The organism is Lutimaribacter pacificus (genome assembly GCF_900142185.1).
Classification (GTDB): domain Bacteria; phylum Pseudomonadota; class Alphaproteobacteria; order Rhodobacterales; family Rhodobacteraceae; genus Lutimaribacter; species Lutimaribacter pacificus.
This window is the reverse complement of record NZ_FQZZ01000002.1, coordinates 500,283-524,377: the sequence shown is the minus strand read 5'-3', so window position 1 is coordinate 524,377 and position 24,095 is coordinate 500,283. Positions and strand designations below refer to the sequence as shown.

Below are 24,095 nucleotides of genomic sequence, written 5' to 3'. Positions count from 1 at the left end.
GAAAACAGGAAAGACCGACGCATGACCGACCGTTACCAGACGTTGCTGGACCTTCTGGGCGAACGCCACAGTTGCCGCGCCTTCCTGCCCGATCCCGTCCCGCATGGGGTGATCGCGAAGATCGTGCAGACCGCCCAACGCGTGCCAAGCTGGTGCAACGCGCAGCCCTGGCAGGTCAGCGTCACCGATCCGGCGGCCACCGAACGGCTCAGCCAGGCATTGCTGCAGGCGGTCGAAACCGACGCGCCCAGGCCCGACCTCGACTGGCCGCTGCGCTATACCGGCGTTTACCAGGATCGCCGCCGCACCTGCGGCTTCCAGCTATACGACGCGGTCGGCATCGCGCGCGAGGATCGTGGTGCGCGCAGGGCACAGATGCTGGAGAATTACCGCTTCTTCGGTGCCCCGCATGTCGCCATCGTCACGTCCGAGGCCGATCTGGGTGCCTATGGCGCGATGGATTGCGGCGGTTTCGTCGCCGCCTTTACGCTGGCCGCGCAGGCGCTTGGCATCGCCACGATCCCGCAGGCGGCCATCGCCGCCTATGCCCCGACGGTGCGCCGGGAACTCGACCTTCCCGACACCCGCCTGATCCTTTGCGCGATCTCGCTGGGCCATGCCGATCCCGATCACCCTGCCAACGGCTTTCGCACCGAACGCGCCAGCCCCGACGAGGTGATCACCTGGGTCCGCGACTGACGCACCGGCCCCGCGCGATCAGCCGCGGTTGATGGTGACCTTGGTGGCCTTGCTCGGCTCGGGGCTCTTGCGGGGCACGGCGATGGTCAGCACCCCGTCTTTCAGATGCGCCTCGACCTTGCCGTCATCGGCATCCGCGGGCAGTCGGAAGGTGCGGCTGAAGCTGCCATACTGACGTTCGCTGAAATACCAGGTGTCGCCCTTTTCCTCACGCGTGTCGGACTTTTCGCCTTTGACCGTCACCACGCCGTCATGCACCGACAGGTCGATATCACCCTCGGCGACGCCCGGCAGTTCCATCGAAATGCGATAGCTGCTGCCGTCGGTCGATGCATCGGACGCCGGCGACAGCCATTCGGCCAGCCTGTGCCCCATCTGCCGGAACGGATCGTAAAGGGCGGGCCAGAGACCGCCGGATTGCGTTTTCTCAACCATACCAAAGCCTCCTGTGTTTGAACCGTGGAACGGCGACAGAATGCCGTGCCGCGGGCCGAGTCGCATTGACGCGCGTCAAATACGCGCCGCGATCAGCGCCGCCGCGCCGATACCGCTGGCATGGGTGACGCGCCCGCCCGCCACCGTCAGGCAGACCCGCCCGGCGGGGTCGAGCACCACCAGGTCGGCGCGCAGCCCCGGCGCGATGCGGCCCCGGTCGGACAGGCCCAGCAACCGCGCCGGCCCGTCAGAGACCAGCGCCCATGCCGCCGGCAGGCCGATCGCCTCGCCCAGGATCTGCGCAGCCCTGAGCGGCGCGGGATAGAAATAATCCGAGGCCAGAGCATCGCACAGCCCCGCCGCCACCATGTCGCGCGCGGATACCTTGCCGGCATGGCTGCCGCCGCGCATCACGTTGGGCGCGCCCAGCACGATACCGTCGCCGCCGTCGCGCGCGGCCTGCGCGGCCGCGTGGGTTTCGGGAAATTCCGACAGCGGCACGCCGCGTGCGCGCCATGTGGCGCGCGTGTCCGCATCGGGGTCGTCATGGCTGCCCAGCATCACGCCGCGCGCCGCCAGCCGCCCGGCCAGCGCCACGACCGCCGCCGGCACGTCGTTGCGCCTTGCGTGCAGGTCCTGCAGCATCGCCAGATGCGCCTCGGGGTTGCGGCCGGATTTCAGCGCCTGCCCGGTCAGGCGCGGCGGGCGCTTGCCGCGCGCCAGCGCCTCGTGCGGCAGGTGATCGTTGAACACCACCTGCCCCACGCCGAACCGCGCGACCGCCTGTTCCATCGCGTCGTAATCGTCCAGCAGATGCGTTTCCAGCCGCAACTGGATACGCATATCGGTGCCGATGGGCTGGTATCGTTCCAGTGCCTCAAGCACCCGCAGGGCGAAGTCGGGGCCGCGCATTCCGCCCTCCCAGCTCCAGAACTGTGCCAGCATCGCGGTGGTGATCCCGTTCGCGGCCAGCTCGGCCTCGACCCCGGCCAGCCCCACCGTCAGGTCGGTCATGGCGCCGCGCCGCGGGGCCATGTGCCGCTCGAACCCATCGCCGTGAATATCCACGATGCCGGGCAATACCGTGCAGCCGGGCAACGCGACCTGCGCGCCCGTCGCCCGGTCGGACAGCAGGCCGCCCGAAATGCCAAGCACACCATCGTCCAGCGCCCCGTCGCTCAACACCTGCGCGCCGGTCAGAGTAAATTCCGCCTGCATCATCCCCGCTCCGCCAGAAACTCCACCGCCTCGGTCAGGGTCATGTCCCGATCGAAGGCCCCCAGTTCCAGAAACCGCACCACCTGCGCGATGACCAGCGGGCTGTTCATCATGAAGGTGTGGGTCACCGGCAATACGATATGGTCGGTCATCCCGCTGACGCGCGTCGATTCGACCGAAACCTTGCCATCGTCCGGCCCCTCGATGATCGCCGAGAAGATCGGGTTGAGCGAACGGTCGCCCGCGATCACGCCAAGGTCGAAATCGACCGGCGGCAGATGCGCGGGCAGCCCCTGTTCGTCGGTGCGCAACTGCTGGCCCGCGGGGCCGTTGAACCAGCCGAACGCCTCGATCCGGCCCAGCGTATCCACGATTTCCGATCCCTGGTTGGGCGGCGACAGCATCACCACCCGGCCCAGGCTTTCGGGACGGTGCCCGATCAGCCAATAGCGTGTCAGGATACCGCCCATCGAATGCGTGACGATATGCACCCGTTCGTCGCCGCAGGCCTCCACCGCTTCGGGCAGCGTGTCGATGGCCAGGGTCGCAATCGTCTGTTCGGTCGAGGGATAGCCCTGCCGCACCACGCGATAGCCGCGCCGCTCCAGCGCCTCCTGCATCAGCAGGAAAGACGCCTCGGTCCGCGCCAGCCCATGCAGCAGCACCACGCAATCCGCGAATGCGGGCACGGGCAACAGCAGGGAAAGAACAAGCGCAAGGCGTTTCATGCCCTTGAGATAGACGCAAAACCCCGCCTACAAAAGGGCGATGACGCGAAAGGCCCGGCCATGACCAGCCCCCGTATCGCCGTGCGCGCGGTGATCCTGCACGAAAACCGCCTGTTGCTGGTCAATGCCTGGCCCGGCGGCCTGTCCGACCTGTGGTGCGTGCCCGGCGGCGGGGCCGAACGCGGCGCATCGCTGCCCGACAACCTGGCGCGCGAGGTGCACGAGGAAACCGGGCTGCGCATCGCGGTGGGCGACCCCTGCCTGGTGAACGAGTTTCACGACCCGACGGGCAGCTTTCACCAGGTCGATATCTATTTCCGCTGCCGCATCACCGCCGGAACGCTCAGCGATACGTGGCGCGACCCCGAGGGGATCGTGACCGAGCGGCGGTTCTTTTCGCGCACCGACATGGACGGCATCCGCTTCAAGCCCGACAGCCTGCCGGCAGTCGCCTGGGGCGAGGGGCTGCTTTACGACCCGCTGGAGCCGATCCTGCGCTGAGGCGGGCGCAGCAGCGACAGGCCGATCCCGCCCAGAACCAGCAGCGTGGCGATCAGGAACCGCGCGTTCAGTTCTTCGCCCAGCAGGGCAATGCCGCCGGCGGTGGCGATGACCGGCACGCTAAGCTGCGCCACCGCCGCCAGCGTGGCGGTCAGCCGTGGCAGGATCGCATACCACAGCGCATAGCCCAGCCCCGATGTCACCGCGCCCGAAACGACCGCCAGCAGCGCCCCGCGGGCCGAGGCCGCGTCAGGCAGCACGGCATAGGCCAGCACCGCCAGCGGCACGGCCCAGACAAAATTGGACGCGGTGGCGGCCAGCGGATCGGGCACGCCCCGCCCCAGCAGCGAATAGACGCCCCAGCCCAGCGCCGCGGCCAGCATCAGCAGCGCCCCGGCAACGGGCGGCGCGGCCTGCGCGCCGGGCCACAGCAGCCAGACCAGCCCGGCAAAGGCGACAGCCGCCCCTGCCCAGCGCGGCCACGCCACGCGCTCACCGCCCAGCACGGCGCCCGCGAACATCGTGACCTGCACGCCGCCGAACAGGATCAGCGCCCCGACCCCCGCCGGCAGCGTGACATAGGCAAAGGAAAACCCCAGCACGTAAAGCGCCAGGCTGACCACGCCCCAGGGCCGCAGGATGGGGCGGGACGGGCCGCCGCGCAATCGCACCAGCACCCACAGGCACAGCGCGCCCGAGACCACGCGGATCAGCGCAAACACCGCCGGGCCGGTCTGGCCATCGGCCAGCGCCTCGCGGTTCAGCAGCGAATTGGCGGCAAAGGCCAGCATGGTCAGCGCGGTCAGGGCTGCAAGGCGTATCATCGGTGCTCCTGCCGGGGTTGGAAACCGTAACCGCCACCTTGCAGCTTTGCCACGCAAAGAAAAGGGGCCGCCCAAGCGGGCGGCCCCAGATCATCGGCACGAAACGTGCGGCTGATTACATCATGCCGCCCATGCCGCCCATGTCGGGCATACCGCCACCGGCGCCTGCGCCTTCTTTCTGCGGCTTGTCGGCGACCATCGCCTCGGTGGTGACCAGCAGGCCGGCAACCGATGCGGCGTCTTCCAGCGCGGTGCGCACAACCTTGGCCGGGTCGATCACGCCGAACTTGAACATGTCGCCATATTCATCGGTCTGCGCGTTGTAGCCGAATTTGAGGTCTTCGCTTTCGCGGATCTTGCCCGCGACGACCGAACCGTCGACACCGGCGTTTTCCGCGATCTGGCGCAGCGGCGCTTCGAGCGCGCGACGCACGATAGCGATACCGGCGTTCTGGTCGGGGTTCGCCCCTTCCAGGCCTTCCAGCGACTTGGCGCCCTGAACCAGAGCGACACCGCCGCCCACAACGATGCCTTCCTGCACGGCGGCACGGGTTGCGTTCAGCGCGTCGTCGACGCGGTCCTTGCGCTCTTTCACCTCGACCTCGGTCATGCCGCCGACGCGGATGACGGCCACACCGCCGGCCAGCTTGGCCACGCGTTCCTGCAGCTTTTCACGATCGTAGTCGCTGGTGGTTTCCTCGATCTGGGTGCGGATCTGGGCCACGCGTGCCTCGATCTCGGCCTTTTCGCCGGCACCGTCGACGATGGTGGTTTCGTCCTTGGTGATCGACACCTTCTTGGCGGTGCCCAGCATGTCCATCGTGACGCTTTCCAGCTTCATGCCCAGGTCTTCGCTGATGACCTGGCCGCCGGTCAGGATCGCGATGTCCTGCAGCATGGCCTTACGGCGATCGCCAAAGCCCGGCGCCTTGACGGCCGCGATCTTCAGGCCGCCGCGCAGCTTGTTCACGACCAGCGTGGCCAGTGCCTCGCCTTCGACGTCCTCGGCGATGATCAGCAGCGGCTTTTGCGACTGGATCACCGATTCCAGCAGCGGAACCATCGGCTGCAGCGACGACAGTTTCTTTTCGTGCAGCAGGATCATGCAATCTTCGAGTTCTGCAATCATCTTGTCGGGGTTGGTCACGAAATAGGGCGACAGGTAGCCGCGGTCGAACTGCATGCCTTCGACGACGTCGGTTTCGGTTTCGAGGCCCTTGTTCTCTTCAACCGTGATGACGCCTTCGTTGCCGACCTTCTGCATCGCGTCGGCGATCTGCTGGCCGATCTCGGCCTCGCCGTTGGCGGAAATGGTGCCGACCTGCGCAACCTCGGCGCTGTCGTTCACTTCGCGTGCGGCGTTCTTGATGTGGTCGACCACTTTCGAGGTGGCCAGGTCGATCCCGCGCTTGAGGTCCATCGGGTTCATGCCGGCGGCAACCGCCTTCATGCCTTCCTTGACGATGGCCTGGGCCAGAACGGTCGCGGTGGTGGTGCCGTCGCCGGCCTCGTCATTGGTGCGGCTGGCGACTTCTTTCACCATCTGCGCGCCCATGTTCTCGAACTTGTCTTCCAGTTCGATTTCCTTGGCGACCGACACACCGTCCTTGGTGATGCGGGGGGCGCCGAACGATTTGTCCAGAACCACGTTGCGGCCTTTCGGGCCGAGGGTCACCTTGACGGCATCGGCAAGAATGTTGACGCCCTTGAGCATACGGTTGCGGGCATCGGTGTCGAACTTGACGTCCTTGGCAGACATATCAGTCTCTCCTGAACTTGAATGGTTGTCGGGAAAAGCGGTCGGGTCTCAGTCGTCCTGCGGCGCACGGCCTCAGGCGATGATCCCCATGATGTCGCTTTCCTTCATGATCAGCATTTCCTGGCCGTCGATGGTGACCTCGGTGCCCGACCACTTGCCGAACAGCACCTTGTCGCCTTCCTTGACGTCCATTGCGATGCGATCGCCGTCATCGTCCTTGGCGCCTGCGCCAACGGACACGACGATGCCTTCCGCGGGCTTTTCCTTGGCGCTGTCGGGAATGATCAGGCCGCCGGCGGTTTTCTCTTCGCTCTCCACGCGGCGAACAAGCACGCGGTCATGAAGCGGTGTAAATGCCATCTCTGAGGCTCCTTGGCTCAAAGTTTCTCCCTAAAGGCCCCTCGCTCCCCGAGGGACCGTTAGCACTCATGTGCATCGAGTGCTAACGGCGCATAGCTAGGGACAACAAAAATCCGAGTCAACATCCGGGATCAAAATTTTTGCCGTGCCTGCAAAGCGCATTGTTCCTACCCTTCGGCAAATCCGGGGCGGAGGCGGAATACCCTACCCTACAAAAAGTATTTCGTGGGGCAGAGAGTTGGGTTACTCTTACCCCACAATAATTATTTCGTGGGGTAAGCCGATGGTCGATTATCATTCCGCAACCGGGACAGCCGCCTGGACCGACCTCCTGCGATCCCTGAAGGACAGCTCGGTCTCCGACCTGCGTGGATCGCCAAAGCTGAAATCCATCGGCAAAAAGGCCTATTGGTACGATCATTACCGGATCGGCAACGAAATCATCGATCGGTATATTGGCGAAGACAGCGAAGACCTCAGAGAAAGGTTTTCACGACAGAAAGCAATCGCCACAACCGAAAAGCAGGCCGAGCGTGAACGCGCGCGCCTGATGCGGACGCTCCGCGCCGAAGGGTATCTGATGACGGATGTCGGAACCGGCCAGGTGATCTCCGCCATGGCCAGGGTCGGCGTGTTTCGCCTTGGCGGAACTCTGGTCGGCACTCAGGCTTTCAGATGCTACGAAGGCGAACTGGGCATAAGAATCGGTTTTGACCGGGCCGCCATGACCGACGATATCGACATTGCCAGCTTCGGACGCCTGTCGCTTGCCCTGGGGGACAACGTCGACACCCCGCTGGCCGAGGTATTTACCGAGATGAAATTCGATCCCGTTCCGGTCCTGGACAAGGGCCGGGTCTGGAAATGGCGGCAGACGGATCGTCAGACGCTGGTTGAATTCCTGACCCCGTCATTCAGCGCAACAGAGGAACTTCGTGACCTTCCCGCCCTTGGTGTCAGTGCGCAAAGCCTGCATTTTCTCAACTACCTGATTGCCGAACCACTGCAATCCCCACTTCTTTACCGGTCCGGCGTCCTTATTCAGGTCCCCCGTCCCGAACGGTTTGCCATCCACAAACTGATCGTTGCGGACAGGCGCCGCGGAGGCCCGGACGAATTGAAGTCGAGAAAGGATCGTGCCCAGGCGGAATTCCTGATCGAGGTCTTGCACCAGGACCGCCCGGAAGACCTGAAGGAGGCCCTTGAAACAGCCCTGGAACGCGGACCGGCCTGGCGGTCGCGTATCTCGGCGACCCTCGAACGGATGCCCAGGACAAAGGCCATTCTCGAAGCGCTGTCGACATGATCCCGGAAAAGCAGGTCCGATGCACCGGCATGATCTGCGGATACGGTAAAATCCTGCCGGAATTGCTACCGCCGCTCCGGGCGCGTAGCCTGCCGCAGAAGCAAAAGGAAAAGCCATGCGCATCGTGATCGGGTTTCTCGTGTTCCTCGGGCTTGCCGGGCCCGCCCTGGCGCTGTGCGAAGGCACCGACCTGATCGCCGGGCTGCCCGCCGACACGCGCGCCACGCTGGATGCCGCTATTGCCGACACGCCCTACCCCACGGGGCTTTTGTGGCAGGCCGAGCGGGGCGATACCCGCCTGACGATCTTCGGCACCTACCACATCCGGCACGACCGGACCGAGGCCCATGCCGCCGCGCTGACCCCGTACATTACCCGGGCCGACAGCGCCTATTTCGAGATGAACCGCGCCGACAAGGCCCGGCTGCAGGCCGCCTTCGGCTCGGACCCCGGGCTGATGTTCATCACCGACGGCCCCACCCTGCCCGACCTGCTCGAGGACGGGGAATGGCAGCTGTTCAAGGCCGAGATGGCGGCCCGCGGCTTTCCCGGCTTCATGGCCGCCAAGATGAAACCGATCTGGGGCTCGATGATGCTGGGCATCGGCCCGTGCCAGGCCCGCAACGGTGCGCTGTCGGCCGAAGGCATCGACGAAAGCCTGGCCAGGGCCGCCGCCGCGACGGACGTGCCCGATCGCTCGCTCGAGGACTGGCGCACCGCGATGACGCTGTTCGACATATACCCGGCGGACAAGCAGATCGAGATCCTGCGCCTGTCCTTCGCCTTTGCCGACCGGGCGGACGATCTGCAACACACCCTGTTGCAACGCTACCTGGCGGGCGAGATCGCGTTGATCTGGGAGTTTTCCCGGCATCTGTCCCTGACCGAAGGCGGCGCGGAGGCCGAGCGGGACTTTGCCATATTCGAGGAGTTGCTGCTGACAAAACGCAACCGGGCATGGGTCGACCTGCTGTTGACCGAGGCTGAGGGCAAGACAGTTTTCATCGCCGCCGGTGCTGCGCATCTGCCGGGAGAGACAGGAGTTCTGCATCTGCTGGAACAGCAGGGGTTCACCATCACGCCGCTGGCGTTCGATCCGTGATCGCCGCGCGGCCGGCGCCGGTCAGGTCGTAGATGCCGGTTCGGATACGGACGAACCAGCCGTAATGGTTGTCTGCCATTACGCGCGTGGCGTTGGCAACGCCGGTGGCGCGCGCGACCTCGGCGCCCTTGGCCGCGCCCGACACCGCCAGATGCGCGGCGATCGTCAGCGCGTCCTGCCGGTAGGGCGTCATCACCTGCCCGCGCGTGCCGCCGGTATTGGGGTCGCCCTGCAACCGCGCGAAATCCCGCAACAACCGCGCGGTTTTGCGCGGCGCGCGGCGCGGGGCATAGGGGCCGGGATCGGCATGAACCTCGACCAGCCCGTCGCGCAACCGCACCGTCATCACCCCCAGCCCCAGCCGCCGGCACAGCCGGACATTCGCCTGCAGCGCCTTCCAGCTGGCCCGCCCGGTCTGCCGCGGGACGCAGACATACACCGTCTCGGACACCGCCAGCCTTTCGCAGGCCTGGTGCAGCAGGGCCAGCGAAAACCCCGCCTTCAACTCGACGATCACCGGCGGGGCATCGTCGCGACAGGCCATTACGTCGACGCCCGCGATCTCGGCCTTGACCTCGAATCCCTGCGCCTGGAGAAACGCCTTGACCGGCGCATAGAGATCGGTTTCCGCCACCCGTGCCATGGCCAAACCCCTAGCCTGCGGGGCGGGCTGGTGCAATTCCGCCATGCATCGCCCGACATGCTGCGACGCAGCAGGTGACAAGCCCGCGACACCCTCCTATAAGGCGCGCGAAAATGCGCATTCGAACGAGGCACAGCCAATGACCACTCTTGTATTCGGGCACAAATCCCCCGACACCGATTCCACCGGCTCGCCCATCATCTGGGCCTGGTACCTGAACGAGGTAAAGAACACCCCGGCCGAGGCCGTCCTGCTGGGCGAACCGAATACCGAGGCCGCCTTTGTCCTGACCCGCTGGGACTGCCCCAAGCCGCGCATCGTGACCGAGATCGCAGACGGCACACAGGCGGTGATCGTCGACACCAACAACCCCGCCGAGCTGCCTGCCAACGTGAGCGCGCTGGACGTGACCGCCATCATCGACCACCACAAGCTGGTGGGCGGGCTGGAAACCAGGGGCCCGATCGACATCACGGTGCGCCCGCTGGCCTGCACCGCGACCATCCTGCACGACCTGATGGGTGACGATGCCGCCAGCGCGCCGGACCGGATCAAGGGCCTGATGCTGTCCTGCATCCTGTCGGACACGCTGGAGTTCCGCAGCCCCACCACCACCGATCACGACCGCGCCGTGGCCGAAAAGCTGGCGGCCGATCTGGGTGTCGATATCGGCGCCTACGCGTCCGAGATGTTCGCGGCGAAGTCGGACGTGTCCGCCTTTTCCGATGCCGAACTGCTGCGCATGGACAGCAAGGAATACACCGTGGGCGGCAAGGATTTCCGCGTCAGCGTTCTGGAAACCACCGCGCCCAAGCTGGTGCTGGACCGCAAGGACAGCCTGATGGCCTCGATGGTGGACGTGGCGAAAGAAGACGGCGCCGACCAGGTGCTGCTGTTCGTCGTGGACATCCTGAACGAAGAGGCCACGCTGCTGGTGCCGAACGATCTGGTCAGGACGCTGGCCGAGAAAAGCTTTGGCGCGACGGTCAGCGGCGACACCGTGGTTCTGCCCGGCATCATGAGCCGCAAGAAACAGATCATCCCGAACCTTACCGTCTGATCGCGGGGATGGCCGGGTGTGCGGTTGGTGACGGCCGGAAGGCCCTTTCACGAGGTTTGAACCGAGCACCCTGCCCGGAACAGCCGCGAAGCGGCCCGGGCATCGCACGGCCGCCCCCCCGGCCGGGCGATTGGCTGCCGCAAGTGCCACGATCTGGGGGACGAGGTGGCTGCGCGATAAACTGCCAAACACCGATCGTCGGATCGCCCGACCGCGACCGTGCGATGCCCTTCTGTTGCGACGCAATCGAACCATACCTTTCGCAGCCCGCACAGACCCCGTGCGCGGCTGTGCCTACCGCATGAGGCCAGCAGCCAGTATCTTCGCTGCAAACGGAGATACGAAATGACCTATACAACACATCCCGAAACCCGCATCGGCCATGTCCATCTGAAGGTGGCCGACCTTGACCGCTCTCTCGCCTTTTACCGCGATGTCATGGGCTTTGAACTGCAACAGCGATACGGCGGGCAGGCGGCGTTCCTGTCGGCCGGCGGCTATCACCACCATGTCGGGCTGAACACCTGGGAAAGCCGGGGCGGAACGCCGCCCGCGCCCCACCATACGGGGCTGTATCACGTGGCGTTCCTGTATCCAGACCGTGCCGCGCTGGGGGCTGCGCTGAAGCGCGTGCTGGATGCGGGGGTAGAGCTGGACGGCGCCGCCGATCACGGCGTGTCGGAAGCGATCTATTTCCGCGACCCCGACAACAACGGGATCGAGATCTACCGCGACCGTGCGCCCGAGGACTGGCCGCGCGACGCGAAGGGCGAGCTGGCGATGGCAAACGCGCCGCTCGATCTGAACGCGCTGCTGGCCGAGGCGCGCTGAGGCGGGATTCGCGGTGGAAATGCCTGCCTGTCTCGGTCATACCGGGGCAGAGCTACTTGCGACAGGTTCCCCCATGCCCCGGATCATCGAAGCCCTTTCCGACATCTCCCATCTCTACGACGCGATGTTCGTCGATCTTTGGGGATGCGTGCATGACGGGGTGCGCGCGATCCCCTCGGCCGTGGCGGCATTGCAGGCCTATCGCGCGAATGGCGGGGTTGTCGTGTTGGTCACGAACTCGCCCAAGCCGCGCAAGGGGGTCGAAGAACAGTTGCGCCAGTTCGGCGTGCCCGAGGACGCCTGGGACACCATCGCCACCAGCGGCGACAGCGCCCGCTCGGCGATGTTCCTTGGCGCGGTCGGGCGGAAACTGTGGTTCATGGGCGAATGGGAGCGCGACGAAGAGTTCTTTGAACCAATGTCGATCATCGACAACCCGGTCGACGTGCAGCTTGTCGATCTGGAAGACGCCGAGGGCATCGTCTGCTGTGGCCCGTTCGATCCGATGGCCGACCCGGCGGTGAACCGCCCGCAATTCCTGTATGCCAAGCAGAAGGGGCTGAAGCTGCTGTGCGCCAATCCCGATATCGTGGTGGACCGGGGCGAGCGGCGCGAATGGTGCGCCGGTGCGCTGGCGCGGCTTTATACCGAGATGGGGGGCGAAAGCCTTTATTTCGGCAAGCCCCACCCGCCGATCTACGATCTGGCGCGCAGGCGGCTGGCGGCGCTGGGGCGCGATATCCGCGACAACGCGATTCTGGCGGTGGGCGATGGCATCGCCACCGACATCCAGGGTGCGCTGGGTGAGGATATCGATTCCCTCTTCATCACCGGCGGGCTGGCCCGGCAGGAAACAAAGACAACGCAGCAGCCCGACGAAGCGGCGCTAAACAGCTATCTTGAAAGGGAAATGTCCAACCCGACCTATGCCATAGGCCAGTTGCGCTGAGGCATTTTGCGCTTGATTTTCTGCGCCTGCGAAGTAATAAAGTTGCCAGACATGACGGGAAACCGTCTGAAAATTACCCGGACAAGCAGACGGAGGGCCGGATGTTGGACAACCTGCCGCGTGGAACGATCACCATCGAGGAAATCGAAATGGGGATGGTGCGCCACCTGCGCAAAACCGTCACCGACGAGGATATCGAGATGTTCGCCCAGGTCTCGACCGACCGGAACCCGGTGCATCTGGACGACGATTACGCCCGCGACACGATCTTCGAAGGCCGCATCGCGCATGGGATGCTGACCGCCGGGCTGATCTCGGCCGTGATCGGCGAACAACTGCCCGGCCACGGCACCGTCTACATGGGCCAGTCGCTGAAATTCCTGGGCCCGGTGCGCCCCGGCGATACCGTCTTGGCCGAGGTCGAGGTGATCGGCATCGACTATGCCAAGCGCCGCGTGCAACTGGAAACCCGCTGCCTTGTCGATGGCAAGAAGGTGCTGATCGGCGAGGCGACGGTTCTGGCACCCACGGGGAAATTCGACTGATACGAGAACTGAAAAACTTTTACTATCTTATAAGTTGACTCCCGCCGCCTTTCCGGGCGATTGGTAGGCAACGAGTAATGAAGTGAGAGTGCAGAATGAAAAAGCCGGTTCTTTTCGTGGCCTGTTGCGTGGTTCTGGCCGCTTGTGGTGTTACCGTGGACAATATCAATCCGGCAGTGTCCCAGTACAACGGTGACAGTGTCAGCATCCAGCTCAACGGGAACATGCTGGAATTCGCAACGCCGGATGTCCGCGCCGCGGCGATCCAGAAGGCAAACGCCGAAGCCGCCCGCATCTGTTCGAAAGGCCACAAGAAACGGGCCGAGTTCACCAGCACGCGCAATATTCCCACCGGGCAATATGCCTATTCGATCGAGCGCCTGTACCTCTGCCTTCGTTAGCGGCTTACCGCCGGAATCGCCCCCCCGGCCCCTGCCCTGTTGATTGCAGGCCATCGCCACGGCACCTTTGATGCCCCGGTGACACCGGGAAATCGAACCGGAGGTGTCTTACCATGGATACGATGCAGACCACGCAATACGCCCGCGCCCTGATGCAGGCGCGCGGACCCAGGGCCATCGCCGAAGCCGCCCGCCGCATGCGCGAAAGCGAGGACAAGGGCGACCGGGACGAGGCCGACAACTGGCGCCGGATTCGCCTTGCCATGCTTGAACTGCGCGGGCCGCACCAGTCCTGACCCGGCGGCGCCCGGCCGGCCGCACCATCGCGCTTGCACCTGCCTGCGCGGGGGGCTAACCCTGCGCCCATGCGTATCATCCGCGACTATACCTTCGTGGCCGGGGACGACCGGGGCGCCAGCGCGGCGATCGGCAATTTCGACGGCGTGCATCTGGGCCACCAGTCTGTGATCGACCTTGCCCGCAAGGCCGGTGCCGATATCGGCGCACCGCTGGGCGTGGTGACGTTCGAACCGCACCCGCGCCAGTATTTCGCGCCCGACGCCCCGTCCTTTCGCCTGATGGGCCGTGAGGCGCGCGCGCACCGGCTGGAAAAGCTGGGGGTCGAGCGGCTGTACGAGCTGAATTTCAACGCCTCGCTGGCCGGGCTCAGCCCCGGGGATTTCGCCAACAAGGTGATTCACCGCGGGCTGGGCCTGCGCCATGTCGTCGTCGGCGCCGATTTCTGTTTCGGCAAGGGCCGCGCGGGCAATGCCACCGACCTGGAGCGGTTCGGCCGCGAACTGGGGTTCGGCGTGACCGTCGCCAGGCTGATCGCCGGAGACGATGGCGAGGTATCCTCGACCGCGATCCGCAACGCGCTGAGCGAGGGGCGCCCACGCGACGCCGCCGCGATGCTGGGCCACTGGCACCGGATCGAGGGCGAGGTGATCGGCGGCGAGCAGCGCGGCCGGCAACTGGGCTATCCCACCGCCAACATGTCGATCGACAACCTGCACCCGCCGCGCTTCGGCGTCTACGCGGTGCTGGTCGACGTGCTGGGCGGGCCGCACAGGGGCAGCTATCGCGGCGCGGCCTCGATCGGGGTGCGGCCGATGTTCAATGGCGAGCGGCCGAACCTGGAGACCTTCATCTTCGATTTCTCGGGCGATCTTTACGGGGCCCAGCTGTCGATCGGGCTGGTCGAGTTCCTGCGGCCCGAGGAAAAGTTCGGCAGCCTCGACGGGTTGATCGCCCAGATGGAGGACGATTGCACCCGCGCGCGACAGATCCTGGCCGCGCCATGACCGCGCCCGCGCTTCGCCCCCGGTTCTGGGAAACCGTGCCGCTGGAACGCATGACCCGCGCCGAATGGGAGGCGCTGTGCGACGGCTGCGGCAAGTGCTGCATGAACAAGCTGGAGGACGAGGACACCGCCGAGGTGGCGCTGACCAACGTCGCCTGCCGATTGTTCGACGACGCCACCTGCCGGTGCAGCCAGTACGATATCCGCCACCAGTTCGTGCCCGAATGCATCGTGCTGAAACCGCAGAACATGGATCGCAACCTGTACTGGATGCCGGAAACCTGCGCCTATAAGCTGCTGTGGCAGGGTCGCCCGCTTTTCGACTGGCACCCGCTGATTTCGGGCGATGCCGACACCGTCCACCGCGCGGGCGTGTCGATGCAGGGCAGAACGGTGCCCGAGTTCGAGGTCGATGAAGACGACTGGGAAGAGCACATAATCGAGGAGCCGACCTGATGTTTTTCGCTTCCGACAACGCGGGCCCCGCCCATCCGCAGATCATGCAGGCGATGCTGGACGCCAACCGGGGCTATGCCCTGCCCTACGGCGCCGATGCCATCATGGAGCGTGTCACCGCCCGCATCCGCGAGGTATTCGAGGCGCCCGAGGCCGCCATTCACCTTGTCGCCACCGGCACGGCGGCCAATTCGCTGGCGCTGGCCTGCATGTGCCAGCCCTTCGAAACGGTGTTCTGTTCGCCCGTGGCCCATATCCACGAGGACGAATGCAACGCGCCCGAATTCTATACCGGCGGCGCCAAGCTGACGCTGGTGGGCGACAGCGACAAGATGACCCCCGACAGCCTGCGCGCCGCGTTCGCCGCCGAGGAAACGCGTGGCGTGCACGGGCCGCAGCGTGGGCCGGTGTCGATCACGCAGGCCACCGAAAGGGGTCGCGTCTATACCGTGGACGAGATCGCCGCGCTGACCGCCGTTTCCCGCGATTTCGGCCAGCAGGCGCATCTTGACGGTGCGCGTTTTGCCAACGCGCTGGTGGCGCTTGGCTGCACGCCGTCGGAAATGACGTGGAAGGCCGGGATCGACGCGGTCAGTTTCGGCGGCACCAAGAACGGCTGCCCCGGTGTCGAGGCTGTGATATTCTTCGACCCCGGCAAGGCGTGGGAGTTCGAGCTGCGCCGCAAGCGGGGTGCGCATCTGTTTTCCAAGCACCGCTATCTTTCGGCCCAGATGGAGGCCTATCTGACCGACGACCTGTGGCTGACCAGCGCGCGGGCCGCGAACGCCAATTGCCGCCGGCTGGCCGACGGGCTGGCGGGCGTGCCGGGCGTTCGGATGCTGCACGACCCGCAGGCCAATATCATCTTCGCCGACATGCCGCGCGCGGTGCACAAGCGGCTGCAGGATGGCGGCGCGGTCTATTACCTGCTGGCGGGCGATGCCGACAGCGGCGACCCGGACGAGTTGCTGCCCAGCCGGATGGTCACCGACTGGTCGATCGGCGACGACCAGATCGACCGGTTCGTGGATCTGGCAAAGGGCTGACCGTCACGGCAACGTGGGCTGTTCCTCGGGCACGGTTTCAAGGAAGCCACGCACCTGTGCGGCGACCTCGTCGGGATGGGTGATCGGCACCATGTGCCCCGCCCCGTCGATCACCACGCGCTCGGCCCGGCGCAGCCGCGCCATCAGCCCGTCATTGATCGCCGCGATATAGCGCGGCGAGGCCGCGCCCTCGATCAGCAGCGTCGGGTGGCCGATCCGGTTGAGCGCGCCGCTGGACTGAAGGCCAGAAAGGTCGCCATAGATCTGCGGCGCCCCCGCCTCGACCAGAAGAATGCGTTTGATCATCGCGGCGCGTTGCGGCTCGGGGATCGTGTCCCACGCGCGGCCATCGCCCCAGAACCGGCTGAAGATGCGCGTGGCCTGTTCCAGTTCACCGGCCTCGATCGCGCTGAAATAGTCGTGCATCTCCTCGCCATGCACTTCTTTCAGGTCGGGACGATCCTGAAGCGCCACGGCGAAAAGCACCGGCTCGATCAGCACGAGGCTGCGCACCAGTTCCGGCCGTTCGGCAGCGATGCGCGCCGCGATGGTGCCGCCGAAGCTGTGGCCGATCAGGTCCATCGGCTGTGCGGGGTCAAGGAAATCCAGCGCCATCTGCATCGACACCGTCTGCAGGTCGCTGACCCCGTCCCAGTCGGCGCTGCGGCCATGGCCCGGCAGGTCGAAGGCCACCATGTCCAGCATGTCGTCCAGCGCCCGCGCCATACCCTGCCAGCCACCGGCATGGCCCATGGAACAGTGCAGCAGCAGCGCCTTGCGCCGGCCATGCCCCATGCGCACCCAATGCGTGTCCACGCCGCCGCGCTTGTCGACGGGCATCAGAGATCGCCTGCCAGGCAGGCGTCGAGATCGTCCAGATGGTCCTGCCCCCAGAACATCTGGCCGTCGTCCGTGATGTAGAAGGGCGCCCCGAAAACGCCGCGGCCGACCGCCTCTTCCAGGTTGGCGGCATAGGTTTCGGCCCCCGCCAGCAGGCCCTTGTCGGCCAGCGCGGGATCGAAACCGGCCGCGCCCAGGCAATCGCGGATCACGTCGTCCTGCGCGATGTCACGATCCTCGACCCAGACGGCGCGCGGGATCGCATGCACCAGCGCCCCCAGGTCGCCACCGCCCGCCGCCTGCGCCGCGATGACCGCATAGGACGAGGGCGCGGCATTGGTTGGAAAATGCGCGGGCTGGAAGTTCAGCGGCATCCCCAGTTTCCGGGCCGTGCGCGGCAATTCCTGCGCGCGATAGGCGTTGCGCGACGGGTGCCGCTGACTGGACGGCAACCCTCCGGTCCGGGGCAGCGCGGCCAGCAGATCGAAGGGCTTGTAGGTGATGGTCGCGCCATGGCGTGCGGCGATCTCCTCCAGCCGGGTGCCGGCAAGATAGCAATAAGGTGACAGCGTTGAAAAAAAGTAGTCGATATGAGCCATTTGCGCAGTTCCCCGAATGCATAGGTTTGCCCGACCGTATTCAGATGCTAGGCAGTGTCAACGTCACGAATCTGTCATTTCCCACACCTCCTGGAACCGCTGCCATGCCCACCATCACCGAACCCAAGCTGATTTCCGGCAATGCCAATCTTCCGCTGGCCAATGCCATCACGCGCCGAATGTCGATGCATCGCGGCATGTCGCAGAAACTGGTCGATGCGCGGGTCGAAAGGTTCAACGATCAGGAGATATTTGTCGAGGTCTATGAGAACGTCCGGGGCGAGGACATGTTCGTGATCCAGTCGACCTCGAACCCGGCCAACGACAACCTCATGGAATTGCTGATCATTTCCGATGCGCTGCGCCGGTCGTCGGCGGCGCGCATCACCGCGGTTGTGCCCTATTTCGGCTATGCACGACAGGATCGCCGCACCAAGGCCCGCACACCGATCTCGGCCAAGCTGGTCGCCAACATGATGGTCGAGGCCGGGATCGAGCGGGTGCTGACGATGGACCTGCACGCGGCGCAGATCCAGGGGTTCTTCGACATTCCGGTGGACAACCTCTATGCCTCACCGATCTTTGCGCTGGATATCCTGAACCAGTTCAAGGACAGCCTGGGCGACGTGATGGTCGTCAGCCCCGATGTGGGCGGCGTGGCGCGTGCGCGCGAGCTGGCCAAACGGATCAACGCACCGCTGGCCATCGTGGACAAGCGCCGCGAAAAGCCGGGTGAGATCGCCGAAATGACCGTCATCGGCAATGTCTCGGGCAAGAAATGCATCATCGTCGACGATATCTGCGACACCGCCGGCACGCTGTGCAAGGCGGCCGAGGTCCTGATGGAACACGGCGCGACCGAAGTGCACAGCTATATCACCCATGGCGTCCTGTCTGGCCCGGCGGTCGAGCGGATCACCAATTCGGTGATGAAATCGCTGGTGATCTCGGATTCGATCGAACCGAGCGATGCGGTCAAATCCGCGCGCAACATCCGCATCCTGCCCACTGCGCCGATGTTCGCGCAGGCAATCCTGAACATCTGGCACGGCACCAGCGTGTCGTCGCTGTTCGAGAACGAGACACTGGCGCCGATCTACGAAGGCATCCTGTAACCGGGCGCCTTGCCGGGCAATTTCAGTAAAGGTCCCAATCGTCGTCATCGGCGACCTCGCCGATGGCCATCCAGCCGACGCGGGCCCGCGCGACGCGCGTATCGCCCCAGGTGCGAAAGACCAGGTCGAACCCCGTTTCGGTGACATTCTCGGCGCTGACATCCGCGCGCACGTTATGGGCGTGATCCACGTCCCACATGCTGAGCGCGCAATGCACGGCCGGCACCGATCGAAATGTATCGCTGAACCTGACCGGCTTGCGGCGTTCGCGCGGGCCTTCGCCGGTCCACATCTCGCCCCCGTCCTCGTAATCCGAGAACAGGACGTTGTCGCCCTGGTCGATCCCGATTCTGTGCGTCGCCAGCCGTTTCATGCGCTCAACACTCTTTCACTTGCGCGCCGGATACCGGACAAATCCGGCAAAACTTTGGAGTAAAAGAAAAAAAGGCCCCGGCGATGCAGGGGCCTTTTCAGATATCCGTGCCGCCTCAGAAATTCGGCGGGTTCAGCCCGATATGACCACCCATGGCCACCATGTCGGCCAGCAGCTTGGCCGCGTCGTCGACCAGGCCCGGCTCGTTCTGGAAGGTCTCGCGCGCCTTGGCGTGAGCCTCGTGCGCGCTGCGGACCATGTCGTGATAGACCTCTTCGGTCATGTCCGTGGCCGGCACGGCGCGTTCGGCCAGAACGGTGGTGCCTTCGCCGCTGATTTCGGCGAAACCGCCGGTCACGACGTATTTGGCCTCACCCTCCGGCCCCTGAACCGTCAGCACACCGGGGCGCAGGGTGGTGATCAGCGGCGCATGATCCTTCATCGCCGTCAGGTCGCCATCCGCACCCGGGATCTGCACCGACGCCACCTGAAGCGAAGCAAGGCTCCGCTCCGGGCTGACGAGGTCGAATTGCATCGTATCTGCCATGATTGGCCCTCCTTAGGCCGCGTCGGCAGCCATCTTTTCGGCCTTGGCGATCACTTCGTCGATGCCGCCCACCATGTAGAACGCCCCTTCGGGCAGGTGGTCGTATTCACCGGCGACAACCGCCTTGAACGAGCTGATCGTATCCTCAAGCGGCACCTGCACACCGTCCGAGCCGGTGAACACCTTTGCCACGTCGAAGGGCTGCGACAGGAAACGCTGGATCTTCCGGGCGCGGGCCACGGTCAGCTTGTCCTCTTCGCTCAGTTCGTCCATGCCGAGAATGGCGATGATGTCCTGCAGCGACTTGTAACGCTGAAGGATACCCTGCACGTCGCGCGCCACCTGGTAATGCTCTTCGCCGACGATGGCCGGGTCGAGCAGGCGCGAGGTCGAGTCGAGCGGGTCCACGGCCGGGTAGATACCCAGTTCCGAGATCGCACGCGACAGAACCGTGGTTGCGTCGAGGTGGGCGAAGGTCGTGGCCGGCGCCGGGTCGGTAAGGTCGTCCGCAGGCACGTACACGGCCTGGATCGAGGTGATCGAACCCGACTTGGTCGAGGTGATGCGTTCCTGCATCGCGCCCATGTCGGTGGCCAGCGTCGGCTGGTAACCCACGGCCGAAGGGATACGGCCCAGAAGCGCCGACACCTCGGACCCCGCCTGCGTGAAGCGGAAGATGTTGTCGACGAAGAACAGAACGTCGGTGCCCGATGCATCGCGGAACTGTTCCGCCAGCGTCAGGCCGGTCAGCGCCACGCGGGCACGGGCCCCCGGAGGTTCGTTCATCTGGCCGTAGACCAGCGCCACCTGCGATTCTTCCAGGTTATCGGGCTTGATCACGTTGGATTCGATCATCTCGTGATACAGGTCGTTGCCTTCACGGGTCCGTTCGCCCACACCGGCGAACACCGAGTAGCCCGAGTGCACCTTGGCGATGTTGTTGATCAGTTCCATGATCAGAACCGTCTTGCCCACGCCGGCACCGCCGAACAGGCCGATCTTGCCGCCTTTTGCGTAGGGCGCCAGCAGGTCGATCACCTTGATGCCGGTTTCCAGCACCTCGGATTCGGTCGACTGTTCGCTGAATTCGGGCGCGGGCTGGTGGATCGCGCGGCGTTCTTCCACTTTCAGCGGTGCGCCTTCGTCCACCGGCTCGCCGATGACGTTCAGGATGCGACCCAGCGTGGCGGTGCCCACGGGAACCGAGATCGGGCCGCCGGTGTCCGTGACGTCCTGACCGCGAACCAGACCTTCGGTCGCGTCCATTGCGATCGTGCGCACGGTGTTTTCACCGAGGTGCTGCGCCACTTCCAGAACCAGGCGCTTGCCGTTGTTGTCGGTTTCCAGCGCGTTGAGGATCTCCGGCAGGGTGTCGCCGAACTGCACGTCCACGACGGCACCGATCACCTGGGTGATTTTGCCTTTTGCGTTTGCCATCTATTCGTCTCCGTCCTCTTAGAGCGCCTCGGCGCCCGAGATGATTTCAATAAGCTCGTTGGTGATCACGGCCTGGCGCGAGCGGTTGTATTCGATCGTCAGCTTGTCGATCATCTCACCCGCGTTGCGCGTTGCGTTGTCCATGGCCGACATCCGCGCGCCCTGCTCGGACGCACCGTTTTCCAGAAGTGCCGCAAAGATCTGTGTCGCCACGCCGCGCGGCAGAAGGTCGGCCAGGATGGCCTCTTCGTCCGGCTCGTAATCATAGAGCGTGGAGGCGCCTTCGGCGTCGTCCCGTTCCTCGAACGAGGCCGGGATGATCTGTTGCGCGGTGGGGATCTGGCTGACCACGTTGACGAATTCCGCGTAGAAGATCGTCGCAACGTCGAACTCGCCGTCGTCGAAACGGCCAAGGATGTCGCGCGCGATGTCCTGCGCATTGGAATAACCGACGCGCTTGACCTCGGTCAGGTCCACGTGCCCGACGAACAGGTCGCCGTAATCACGCTTCATGTTGTCGCGGCCCTTCTTGCCGACGGTCAGGATCTTGACGGTCTTTCCCTCGGCCTTGAGCTTGTCGGCGTGCTGCTTGGCAAGCTTGGCGATGTTGGCGTTGAAGCCACCGCAAAGCCCGCGCTCGGCCGTCAGGACGACCAGCAGGTGCACGTCGTCCTTGCCGGTACCGCTCAGCAGCCGGGGGGCGCTGTCGGACTCGCCGACCGATGCCGCCAGCCCCGCCATCACGGCATTGAACCGTTCCGCGTAGGGCCGGGCCGCCTCGGCCGCGTCCTGTGCCCGCCGCAGTTTCGCGGCGGCCACCATCTGCATGGCCTTGGTGATCTTGCGGGTCGACTTGACCGACTCGATCCGGTTTTTCAGGTCCTTAAGACTTGGCATAGCCTCGTCTCCTTACGAGAAATCGGCGGCGTATTCGTCCAGCGCAGCCTTGATCTTGTCTTCGGCCTCACCCTTGACCTTGGGATCTTCGGTGGTGATCCAGTCCAGCAGATCCTGGTGCTTGCCGCGCAGGTGTTGCAGCAGGCCCTGTTCGAACCGGCCCACGTCACGCACGGCGACCTTGTCGAGATAGCCGTTGGTGCCAGCATAGATCACGCAGACGATTTCGGCGTTGGTCAGCGGCGAGTACTGCGGCTGCTTCATCAGCTCGGTCAGGCGCGCGCCGCGGTTCAGCAGCTGCTGGGTGGCGGCGTCGAGGTCCGAACCGAACTGGGCGAATGCCGCCATCTCGCGATACTGGGCCAGCGACAGTTTCACCGGGCCGGCAACCGATTTCATCGCGTTGGTCTGTGCGGACGAGCCCACGCGCGAAACCGACAGGCCGGTGTTCACGGCGGGGCGGATGCCCTGGTAGAAGAGTTCCGTTTCCAGGAAGATCTGGCCGTCGGTGATCGAGATCACGTTGGTCGGAATAAAGGCCGACACGTCACCGCCCTGGGTTTCGATGATCGGCAGCGCGGTCAGCGAACCGGCGCCGTTATCCTCGTTCAGCTTGGCCGAACGCTCCAGCAGGCGGGAGTGCAGGTAGAAAACGTCGCCCGGATAGGCTTCGCGGCCCGGCGGGCGGCGCAGCAGCAGCGACATCTGGCGATAGGCCACGGCCTGCTTGGACAGGTCATCGTAGATGATCAGCGCGTGCTTGCCGTTGTCGCGGAAATATTCCGCCATGGCGGTTGCGGCATAGGGTGCCATGAACTGCATCGGCGCGGGGTCCGACGCGGTGGCGGCCACGACGATCGAGTAATCAATCGCGCCGCTTTCCTCCAGCTTCTTCACCAGCTGCGCCACGGTCGAACGCTTCTGGCCGATGGCGACGTAGACGCAGTAAAGCTTGTCGCTCTCGTCCTTGGCCGCATCGTTATAGGATTTCTGGTTCAGGATCGTGTCGAGCGCCACCGCGGTCTTGCCGGTCTGGCGGTCGCCGATGATCAGCTCGCGCTGGCCGCGGCCGATCGGGATCATGGCGTCCACGGCCTTGAGGCCGGTGGCCATCGGCTCGTGCACCGATTTACGCGGGATGATGCCGGGGGCCTTCACGTCCGCGATGCGGCGCTCCGAGGCCTTGATCGGGCCCTTGCCGTCCAGCGGGTTGCCCAGGCCGTCGACAACGCGGCCCAGCAGGGCGTCGCCCGCGGGCACGTCCACGATGGCGTTGGTGCGCTTGACGGTGTCGCCTTCCTTGATGTCGCGGTCGGAGCCGAAGATCACGACGCCGACATTGTCGGTTTCAAGGTTCAGGGCCATGCCCTGAATGCCGCCGGGAAATTCGACCATCTCACCGGCCTGGATGTTGTCCAGACCGTAGACGCGGGCGATACCGTCGCCAACCGACAGCACCCGGCCAACCTCGGCCACCTCGGCCTCTTGCCCGAAGTTCTTGATCTGGTCCTTCAGGATCGCAGAAATCTCTGCCGCTTGGATACCCATTTATCCGACCTCTTTCATTGCATTCTGGAGGGAGTTCAGCTTCGAAGCGATCGACGTGTCGATCATCTTCGAACCCACTTTGACGATAAGACCGCCGATGAGGCTTTCATCGACGGTCGCGTTGATCTTGACGTCCTTGCCCACACGCTCTTTCAGCGTCCTGGCAAGCTTGTCGGCCTGCGTCTTGGTCAGGGCCTTGGCGCTCACCACGTCGGCGGTCACCTCGCCCTTGTCCTCGGCGATCCGGGCGCGCAGCGTGGAAACCAGCTGCGGCAGCACGAACAGGCGGCGTTTCTGCGCCATCAGGGCCAGCACGTTGGTCATCACCGGGGTCAGGCCCATCTTGCCGGCCAGTGCCGTGATGGCCTTGCCCTGCGCATCGCGCGAATACACCGGCGACGCGATCAGGTCGCGGAAATCTGCGCTGTCGGTCAGCGCGGCGTCCAGCGCATCCAGGTCGGATTCGATCTTGGCGACGGATTTGTCTTCTTTGGCCAGTTCAAAGACGGCCGTGGCATAGCGCGCGGCGATGCCGGAGGAAATCGAAGCTGGTTCGGACACGTCCACCCTTCC

At 65.0% G+C, this 24,095-nt stretch carries 29 protein-coding genes; 14 read left to right on the top strand and 15 right to left on the bottom strand.

The features are described 5' to 3' along the window. Positions 1-21 precede the first annotated feature (21 nt). On the top strand, positions 22-699 hold the full coding sequence (locus F3H87_RS08595; RefSeq protein WP_149788168.1) for a nitroreductase: 678 nt from the start codon (positions 22-24) through the stop codon (positions 697-699). Between the two features lie 18 nt (positions 700-717). Here F3H87_RS08595 and F3H87_RS08590 read toward each other — a convergent pair whose 3' ends face one another. The 3 genes from F3H87_RS08590 to F3H87_RS08580 all read right to left on the bottom strand — a co-directional run bounded on the left by F3H87_RS08590 (position 718) and on the right by F3H87_RS08580 (position 3,080). Further along, the gene (locus F3H87_RS08590; protein ID WP_149788167.1) at positions 718-1,134 is read right to left on the bottom strand and encodes an Hsp20/alpha crystallin family protein; all 417 of its coding nucleotides are present in this window, start codon (positions 1,132-1,134) and stop codon (positions 718-720) included. 75 nt (positions 1,135-1,209) lie between these two features. Next, the gene (locus F3H87_RS08585) at positions 1,210-2,355 is read right to left on the bottom strand and encodes an alpha-D-ribose 1-methylphosphonate 5-triphosphate diphosphatase (RefSeq protein ID WP_149788166.1); all 1,146 of its coding nucleotides are present in this window, start codon (positions 2,353-2,355) and stop codon (positions 1,210-1,212) included. Continuing rightward, complete coding sequence (locus F3H87_RS08580) at positions 2,352-3,080, bottom strand: alpha/beta fold hydrolase (protein WP_149788165.1); 729 nt, start codon at positions 3,078-3,080, stop codon at positions 2,352-2,354. Before F3H87_RS08580 ends, F3H87_RS08585 begins: the two co-directional genes overlap by 4 nt. 60 nt (positions 3,081-3,140) lie before the next feature. Between F3H87_RS08580 and F3H87_RS08575 the strand changes: the two genes are divergently transcribed. Then, positions 3,141-3,581: an NUDIX domain-containing protein gene (locus tag F3H87_RS08575; protein WP_149788164.1), complete on the top strand. Its 441-nt coding sequence runs from the start codon at positions 3,141-3,143 to the stop codon at positions 3,579-3,581. On the opposite strand, the gene F3H87_RS08570 is transcribed toward F3H87_RS08575, so the two are convergent. The 3 genes from F3H87_RS08570 to F3H87_RS08560 form a co-directional block, all read right to left on the bottom strand. Next, the gene (locus F3H87_RS08570) at positions 3,551-4,405 is read right to left on the bottom strand and encodes a DMT family transporter (protein ID WP_149788163.1); all 855 of its coding nucleotides are present in this window, start codon (positions 4,403-4,405) and stop codon (positions 3,551-3,553) included. The genes F3H87_RS08575 and F3H87_RS08570 overlap by 31 nt on opposite strands. 115 nt (positions 4,406-4,520) lie before the next feature. Continuing rightward, positions 4,521-6,164 (bottom strand): chaperonin GroEL, encoded by a 1,644-nt coding sequence (gene groL / locus F3H87_RS08565; protein ID WP_149788162.1) that lies wholly within the window; start codon positions 6,162-6,164, stop codon positions 4,521-4,523. Between the two features lie 72 nt (positions 6,165-6,236). Next, the gene (locus F3H87_RS08560; RefSeq protein WP_149788161.1) at positions 6,237-6,524 is read right to left on the bottom strand and encodes a co-chaperone GroES; all 288 of its coding nucleotides are present in this window, start codon (positions 6,522-6,524) and stop codon (positions 6,237-6,239) included. A gap of 283 nt (positions 6,525-6,807) precedes the next feature. On the opposite strand from F3H87_RS08560, the gene F3H87_RS08555 reads away from it, so the two are divergent. Both F3H87_RS08555 and F3H87_RS08550 read left to right on the top strand, forming a co-directional pair. Then, complete coding sequence (locus tag F3H87_RS08555) at positions 6,808-7,830, top strand: nucleotidyltransferase family protein (protein ID WP_149788160.1); 1,023 nt, start codon at positions 6,808-6,810, stop codon at positions 7,828-7,830. Positions 7,831-7,945: 115 nt separating this feature from the next. Next, positions 7,946-8,932 (top strand): TraB/GumN family protein, encoded by a 987-nt coding sequence (locus F3H87_RS08550; RefSeq protein ID WP_149788159.1) that lies wholly within the window; start codon positions 7,946-7,948, stop codon positions 8,930-8,932. Here the strand turns inward: F3H87_RS08550 and F3H87_RS08545 are convergent. Further along, positions 8,907-9,575: a DUF2161 domain-containing phosphodiesterase gene (locus tag F3H87_RS08545; RefSeq protein WP_149788158.1), complete on the bottom strand. Its 669-nt coding sequence runs from the start codon at positions 9,573-9,575 to the stop codon at positions 8,907-8,909. The two genes, F3H87_RS08550 and F3H87_RS08545, sit on opposite strands and share 26 nt — an antisense overlap. 139 nt (positions 9,576-9,714) lie before the next feature. On the opposite strand from F3H87_RS08545, the gene F3H87_RS08540 reads away from it, so the two are divergent. The 9 genes from F3H87_RS08540 (at position 9,715) to F3H87_RS08500 (ending at position 16,166) form a co-directional block, all read left to right on the top strand. Continuing rightward, positions 9,715-10,635 (top strand): manganese-dependent inorganic pyrophosphatase, encoded by a 921-nt coding sequence (locus F3H87_RS08540; RefSeq protein ID WP_149788157.1) that lies wholly within the window; start codon positions 9,715-9,717, stop codon positions 10,633-10,635. Positions 10,636-10,980: 345 nt separating this feature from the next. After that, positions 10,981-11,466, top strand: a complete 486-nt coding sequence (locus F3H87_RS08535; RefSeq protein WP_149788156.1) for a VOC family protein — start codon at positions 10,981-10,983, stop codon at positions 11,464-11,466. Between the two features lie 73 nt (positions 11,467-11,539). After that, positions 11,540-12,415, top strand: coding sequence for a TIGR01459 family HAD-type hydrolase (locus F3H87_RS08530; RefSeq protein ID WP_149788155.1), 876 nt, complete (start codon positions 11,540-11,542; stop codon positions 12,413-12,415). 101 nt (positions 12,416-12,516) lie between these two features. Beyond that, positions 12,517-12,960 (top strand): MaoC family dehydratase, encoded by a 444-nt coding sequence (locus tag F3H87_RS08525; RefSeq protein ID WP_149788154.1) that lies wholly within the window; start codon positions 12,517-12,519, stop codon positions 12,958-12,960. Between the two features lie 95 nt (positions 12,961-13,055). Continuing rightward, positions 13,056-13,361, top strand: coding sequence for a hypothetical protein (locus F3H87_RS08520; RefSeq protein WP_223228011.1), 306 nt, complete (start codon positions 13,056-13,058; stop codon positions 13,359-13,361). A 113-nt stretch (positions 13,362-13,474) separates the two neighbouring features. Beyond that, positions 13,475-13,657 carry a hypothetical protein gene (locus F3H87_RS08515; protein WP_149788153.1) on the top strand — a complete coding sequence of 61 codons (183 nt, stop codon included), beginning with the start codon at positions 13,475-13,477 and terminating at the stop codon, positions 13,655-13,657. A 69-nt stretch (positions 13,658-13,726) separates the two neighbouring features. Continuing rightward, the gene (locus tag F3H87_RS08510) at positions 13,727-14,665 is read left to right on the top strand and encodes a bifunctional riboflavin kinase/FAD synthetase (protein ID WP_149788152.1); all 939 of its coding nucleotides are present in this window, start codon (positions 13,727-13,729) and stop codon (positions 14,663-14,665) included. After that, the gene (locus tag F3H87_RS08505; RefSeq protein WP_149788151.1) at positions 14,662-15,120 is read left to right on the top strand and encodes a YcgN family cysteine cluster protein; all 459 of its coding nucleotides are present in this window, start codon (positions 14,662-14,664) and stop codon (positions 15,118-15,120) included. Before F3H87_RS08510 ends, F3H87_RS08505 begins: the two co-directional genes overlap by 4 nt. Next, entirely contained in the window at positions 15,120-16,166 is a 1,047-nt protein-coding gene (locus tag F3H87_RS08500; protein WP_149788150.1) for a threonine aldolase family protein, read from the top strand. The genes F3H87_RS08505 and F3H87_RS08500 overlap by 1 nt, the downstream gene beginning before the upstream one ends. Positions 16,167-16,169: 3 nt before the next feature. On the opposite strand, the gene F3H87_RS08495 is transcribed toward F3H87_RS08500, so the two are convergent. Continuing rightward, on the bottom strand, positions 16,170-17,006 hold the full coding sequence (locus F3H87_RS08495) for an alpha/beta fold hydrolase (protein WP_149788149.1): 837 nt from the start codon (positions 17,004-17,006) through the stop codon (positions 16,170-16,172). After that, positions 17,006-17,605, bottom strand: coding sequence for a 2-hydroxychromene-2-carboxylate isomerase (locus F3H87_RS08490; RefSeq protein WP_149788148.1), 600 nt, complete (start codon positions 17,603-17,605; stop codon positions 17,006-17,008). The genes F3H87_RS08495 and F3H87_RS08490 overlap by 1 nt, the downstream gene beginning before the upstream one ends. A gap of 104 nt (positions 17,606-17,709) precedes the next feature. Between F3H87_RS08490 and F3H87_RS08485 the strand changes: the two genes are divergently transcribed. Beyond that, entirely contained in the window at positions 17,710-18,720 is a 1,011-nt protein-coding gene (locus F3H87_RS08485) for a ribose-phosphate pyrophosphokinase (protein ID WP_149788147.1), read from the top strand. Between the two features lie 22 nt (positions 18,721-18,742). Here the strand turns inward: F3H87_RS08485 and F3H87_RS08480 are convergent, their stop codons facing one another. The 6 genes from F3H87_RS08480 to F3H87_RS08455 all read right to left on the bottom strand — a co-directional run bounded on the left by F3H87_RS08480 (position 18,743) and on the right by F3H87_RS08455 (position 24,083). Continuing rightward, a complete protein-coding gene (locus F3H87_RS08480; RefSeq protein ID WP_149788146.1) occupies positions 18,743-19,093 on the bottom strand; it encodes an H-type lectin domain-containing protein in 351 nt (116 codons plus the stop codon). Between the two features lie 115 nt (positions 19,094-19,208). Continuing rightward, positions 19,209-19,640, bottom strand: a complete 432-nt coding sequence (locus F3H87_RS08475; RefSeq protein ID WP_149788145.1) for a F0F1 ATP synthase subunit epsilon — start codon at positions 19,638-19,640, stop codon at positions 19,209-19,211. Between the two features lie 12 nt (positions 19,641-19,652). Further along, on the bottom strand, positions 19,653-21,077 hold the full coding sequence (gene atpD / locus F3H87_RS08470) for a F0F1 ATP synthase subunit beta (protein WP_149788144.1): 1,425 nt from the start codon (positions 21,075-21,077) through the stop codon (positions 19,653-19,655). An 18-nt stretch (positions 21,078-21,095) separates the two neighbouring features. Then, entirely contained in the window at positions 21,096-21,974 is an 879-nt protein-coding gene (locus F3H87_RS08465; RefSeq protein ID WP_149788143.1) for a F0F1 ATP synthase subunit gamma, read from the bottom strand. Between the two features lie 12 nt (positions 21,975-21,986). Continuing rightward, positions 21,987-23,522: a F0F1 ATP synthase subunit alpha gene (gene atpA, locus F3H87_RS08460; protein WP_149788142.1), complete on the bottom strand. Its 1,536-nt coding sequence runs from the start codon at positions 23,520-23,522 to the stop codon at positions 21,987-21,989. Beyond that, on the bottom strand, positions 23,523-24,083 hold the full coding sequence (locus F3H87_RS08455) for a F0F1 ATP synthase subunit delta (protein ID WP_149788141.1): 561 nt from the start codon (positions 24,081-24,083) through the stop codon (positions 23,523-23,525). Positions 24,084-24,095: the final 12 nt, after the last annotated feature.

Excerpts from the sequence above, each read along its gene's own strand:
- F3H87_RS08595 (WP_149788168.1), top strand. The coding sequence starts at position 22 with ATGACCGACCGTTACCAGACGTTGCTGGACCTTCTGGGCGAACGCCAC.
- F3H87_RS08590 (WP_149788167.1), bottom strand. The coding sequence starts at position 1,134 with ATGGTTGAGAAAACGCAATCCGGCGGTCTCTGGCCCGCCCTTTACGAT.
- F3H87_RS08585 (WP_149788166.1), bottom strand. The coding sequence starts at position 2,355 with ATGATGCAGGCGGAATTTACTCTGACCGGCGCGCAGGTGTTGAGCGAC.
- F3H87_RS08580 (WP_149788165.1), bottom strand. The coding sequence starts at position 3,080 with ATGAAACGCCTTGCGCTTGTTCTTTCCCTGCTGTTGCCCGTGCCCGCA.
- F3H87_RS08575 (WP_149788164.1), top strand. The coding sequence starts at position 3,141 with ATGACCAGCCCCCGTATCGCCGTGCGCGCGGTGATCCTGCACGAAAAC.
- F3H87_RS08570 (WP_149788163.1), bottom strand. The coding sequence starts at position 4,405 with ATGATACGCCTTGCAGCCCTGACCGCGCTGACCATGCTGGCCTTTGCC.
- groL (WP_149788162.1), bottom strand. The coding sequence starts at position 6,164 with ATGTCTGCCAAGGACGTCAAGTTCGACACCGATGCCCGCAACCGTATG.
- F3H87_RS08560 (WP_149788161.1), bottom strand. The coding sequence starts at position 6,524 with ATGGCATTTACACCGCTTCATGACCGCGTGCTTGTTCGCCGCGTGGAG.
- F3H87_RS08555 (WP_149788160.1), top strand. The coding sequence starts at position 6,808 with ATGGTCGATTATCATTCCGCAACCGGGACAGCCGCCTGGACCGACCTC.
- F3H87_RS08550 (WP_149788159.1), top strand. The coding sequence starts at position 7,946 with ATGCGCATCGTGATCGGGTTTCTCGTGTTCCTCGGGCTTGCCGGGCCC.
- F3H87_RS08545 (WP_149788158.1), bottom strand. The coding sequence starts at position 9,575 with ATGGCACGGGTGGCGGAAACCGATCTCTATGCGCCGGTCAAGGCGTTT.
- F3H87_RS08540 (WP_149788157.1), top strand. The coding sequence starts at position 9,715 with ATGACCACTCTTGTATTCGGGCACAAATCCCCCGACACCGATTCCACC.
- F3H87_RS08535 (WP_149788156.1), top strand. The coding sequence starts at position 10,981 with ATGACCTATACAACACATCCCGAAACCCGCATCGGCCATGTCCATCTG.
- F3H87_RS08530 (WP_149788155.1), top strand. The coding sequence starts at position 11,540 with ATGCCCCGGATCATCGAAGCCCTTTCCGACATCTCCCATCTCTACGAC.
- F3H87_RS08525 (WP_149788154.1), top strand. The coding sequence starts at position 12,517 with ATGTTGGACAACCTGCCGCGTGGAACGATCACCATCGAGGAAATCGAA.
- F3H87_RS08520 (WP_223228011.1), top strand. The coding sequence starts at position 13,056 with ATGAAAAAGCCGGTTCTTTTCGTGGCCTGTTGCGTGGTTCTGGCCGCT.
- F3H87_RS08515 (WP_149788153.1), top strand. The coding sequence starts at position 13,475 with ATGGATACGATGCAGACCACGCAATACGCCCGCGCCCTGATGCAGGCG.
- F3H87_RS08510 (WP_149788152.1), top strand. The coding sequence starts at position 13,727 with ATGCGTATCATCCGCGACTATACCTTCGTGGCCGGGGACGACCGGGGC.
- F3H87_RS08505 (WP_149788151.1), top strand. The coding sequence starts at position 14,662 with ATGACCGCGCCCGCGCTTCGCCCCCGGTTCTGGGAAACCGTGCCGCTG.
- F3H87_RS08500 (WP_149788150.1), top strand. The coding sequence starts at position 15,120 with ATGTTTTTCGCTTCCGACAACGCGGGCCCCGCCCATCCGCAGATCATG.
- F3H87_RS08495 (WP_149788149.1), bottom strand. The coding sequence starts at position 17,006 with ATGCCCGTCGACAAGCGCGGCGGCGTGGACACGCATTGGGTGCGCATG.
- F3H87_RS08490 (WP_149788148.1), bottom strand. The coding sequence starts at position 17,605 with ATGGCTCATATCGACTACTTTTTTTCAACGCTGTCACCTTATTGCTAT.
- F3H87_RS08485 (WP_149788147.1), top strand. The coding sequence starts at position 17,710 with ATGCCCACCATCACCGAACCCAAGCTGATTTCCGGCAATGCCAATCTT.
- F3H87_RS08480 (WP_149788146.1), bottom strand. The coding sequence starts at position 19,093 with ATGAAACGGCTGGCGACGCACAGAATCGGGATCGACCAGGGCGACAAC.
- F3H87_RS08475 (WP_149788145.1), bottom strand. The coding sequence starts at position 19,640 with ATGGCAGATACGATGCAATTCGACCTCGTCAGCCCGGAGCGGAGCCTT.
- atpD (WP_149788144.1), bottom strand. The coding sequence starts at position 21,077 with ATGGCAAACGCAAAAGGCAAAATCACCCAGGTGATCGGTGCCGTCGTG.
- F3H87_RS08465 (WP_149788143.1), bottom strand. The coding sequence starts at position 21,974 with ATGCCAAGTCTTAAGGACCTGAAAAACCGGATCGAGTCGGTCAAGTCG.
- atpA (WP_149788142.1), bottom strand. The coding sequence starts at position 23,522 with ATGGGTATCCAAGCGGCAGAGATTTCTGCGATCCTGAAGGACCAGATC.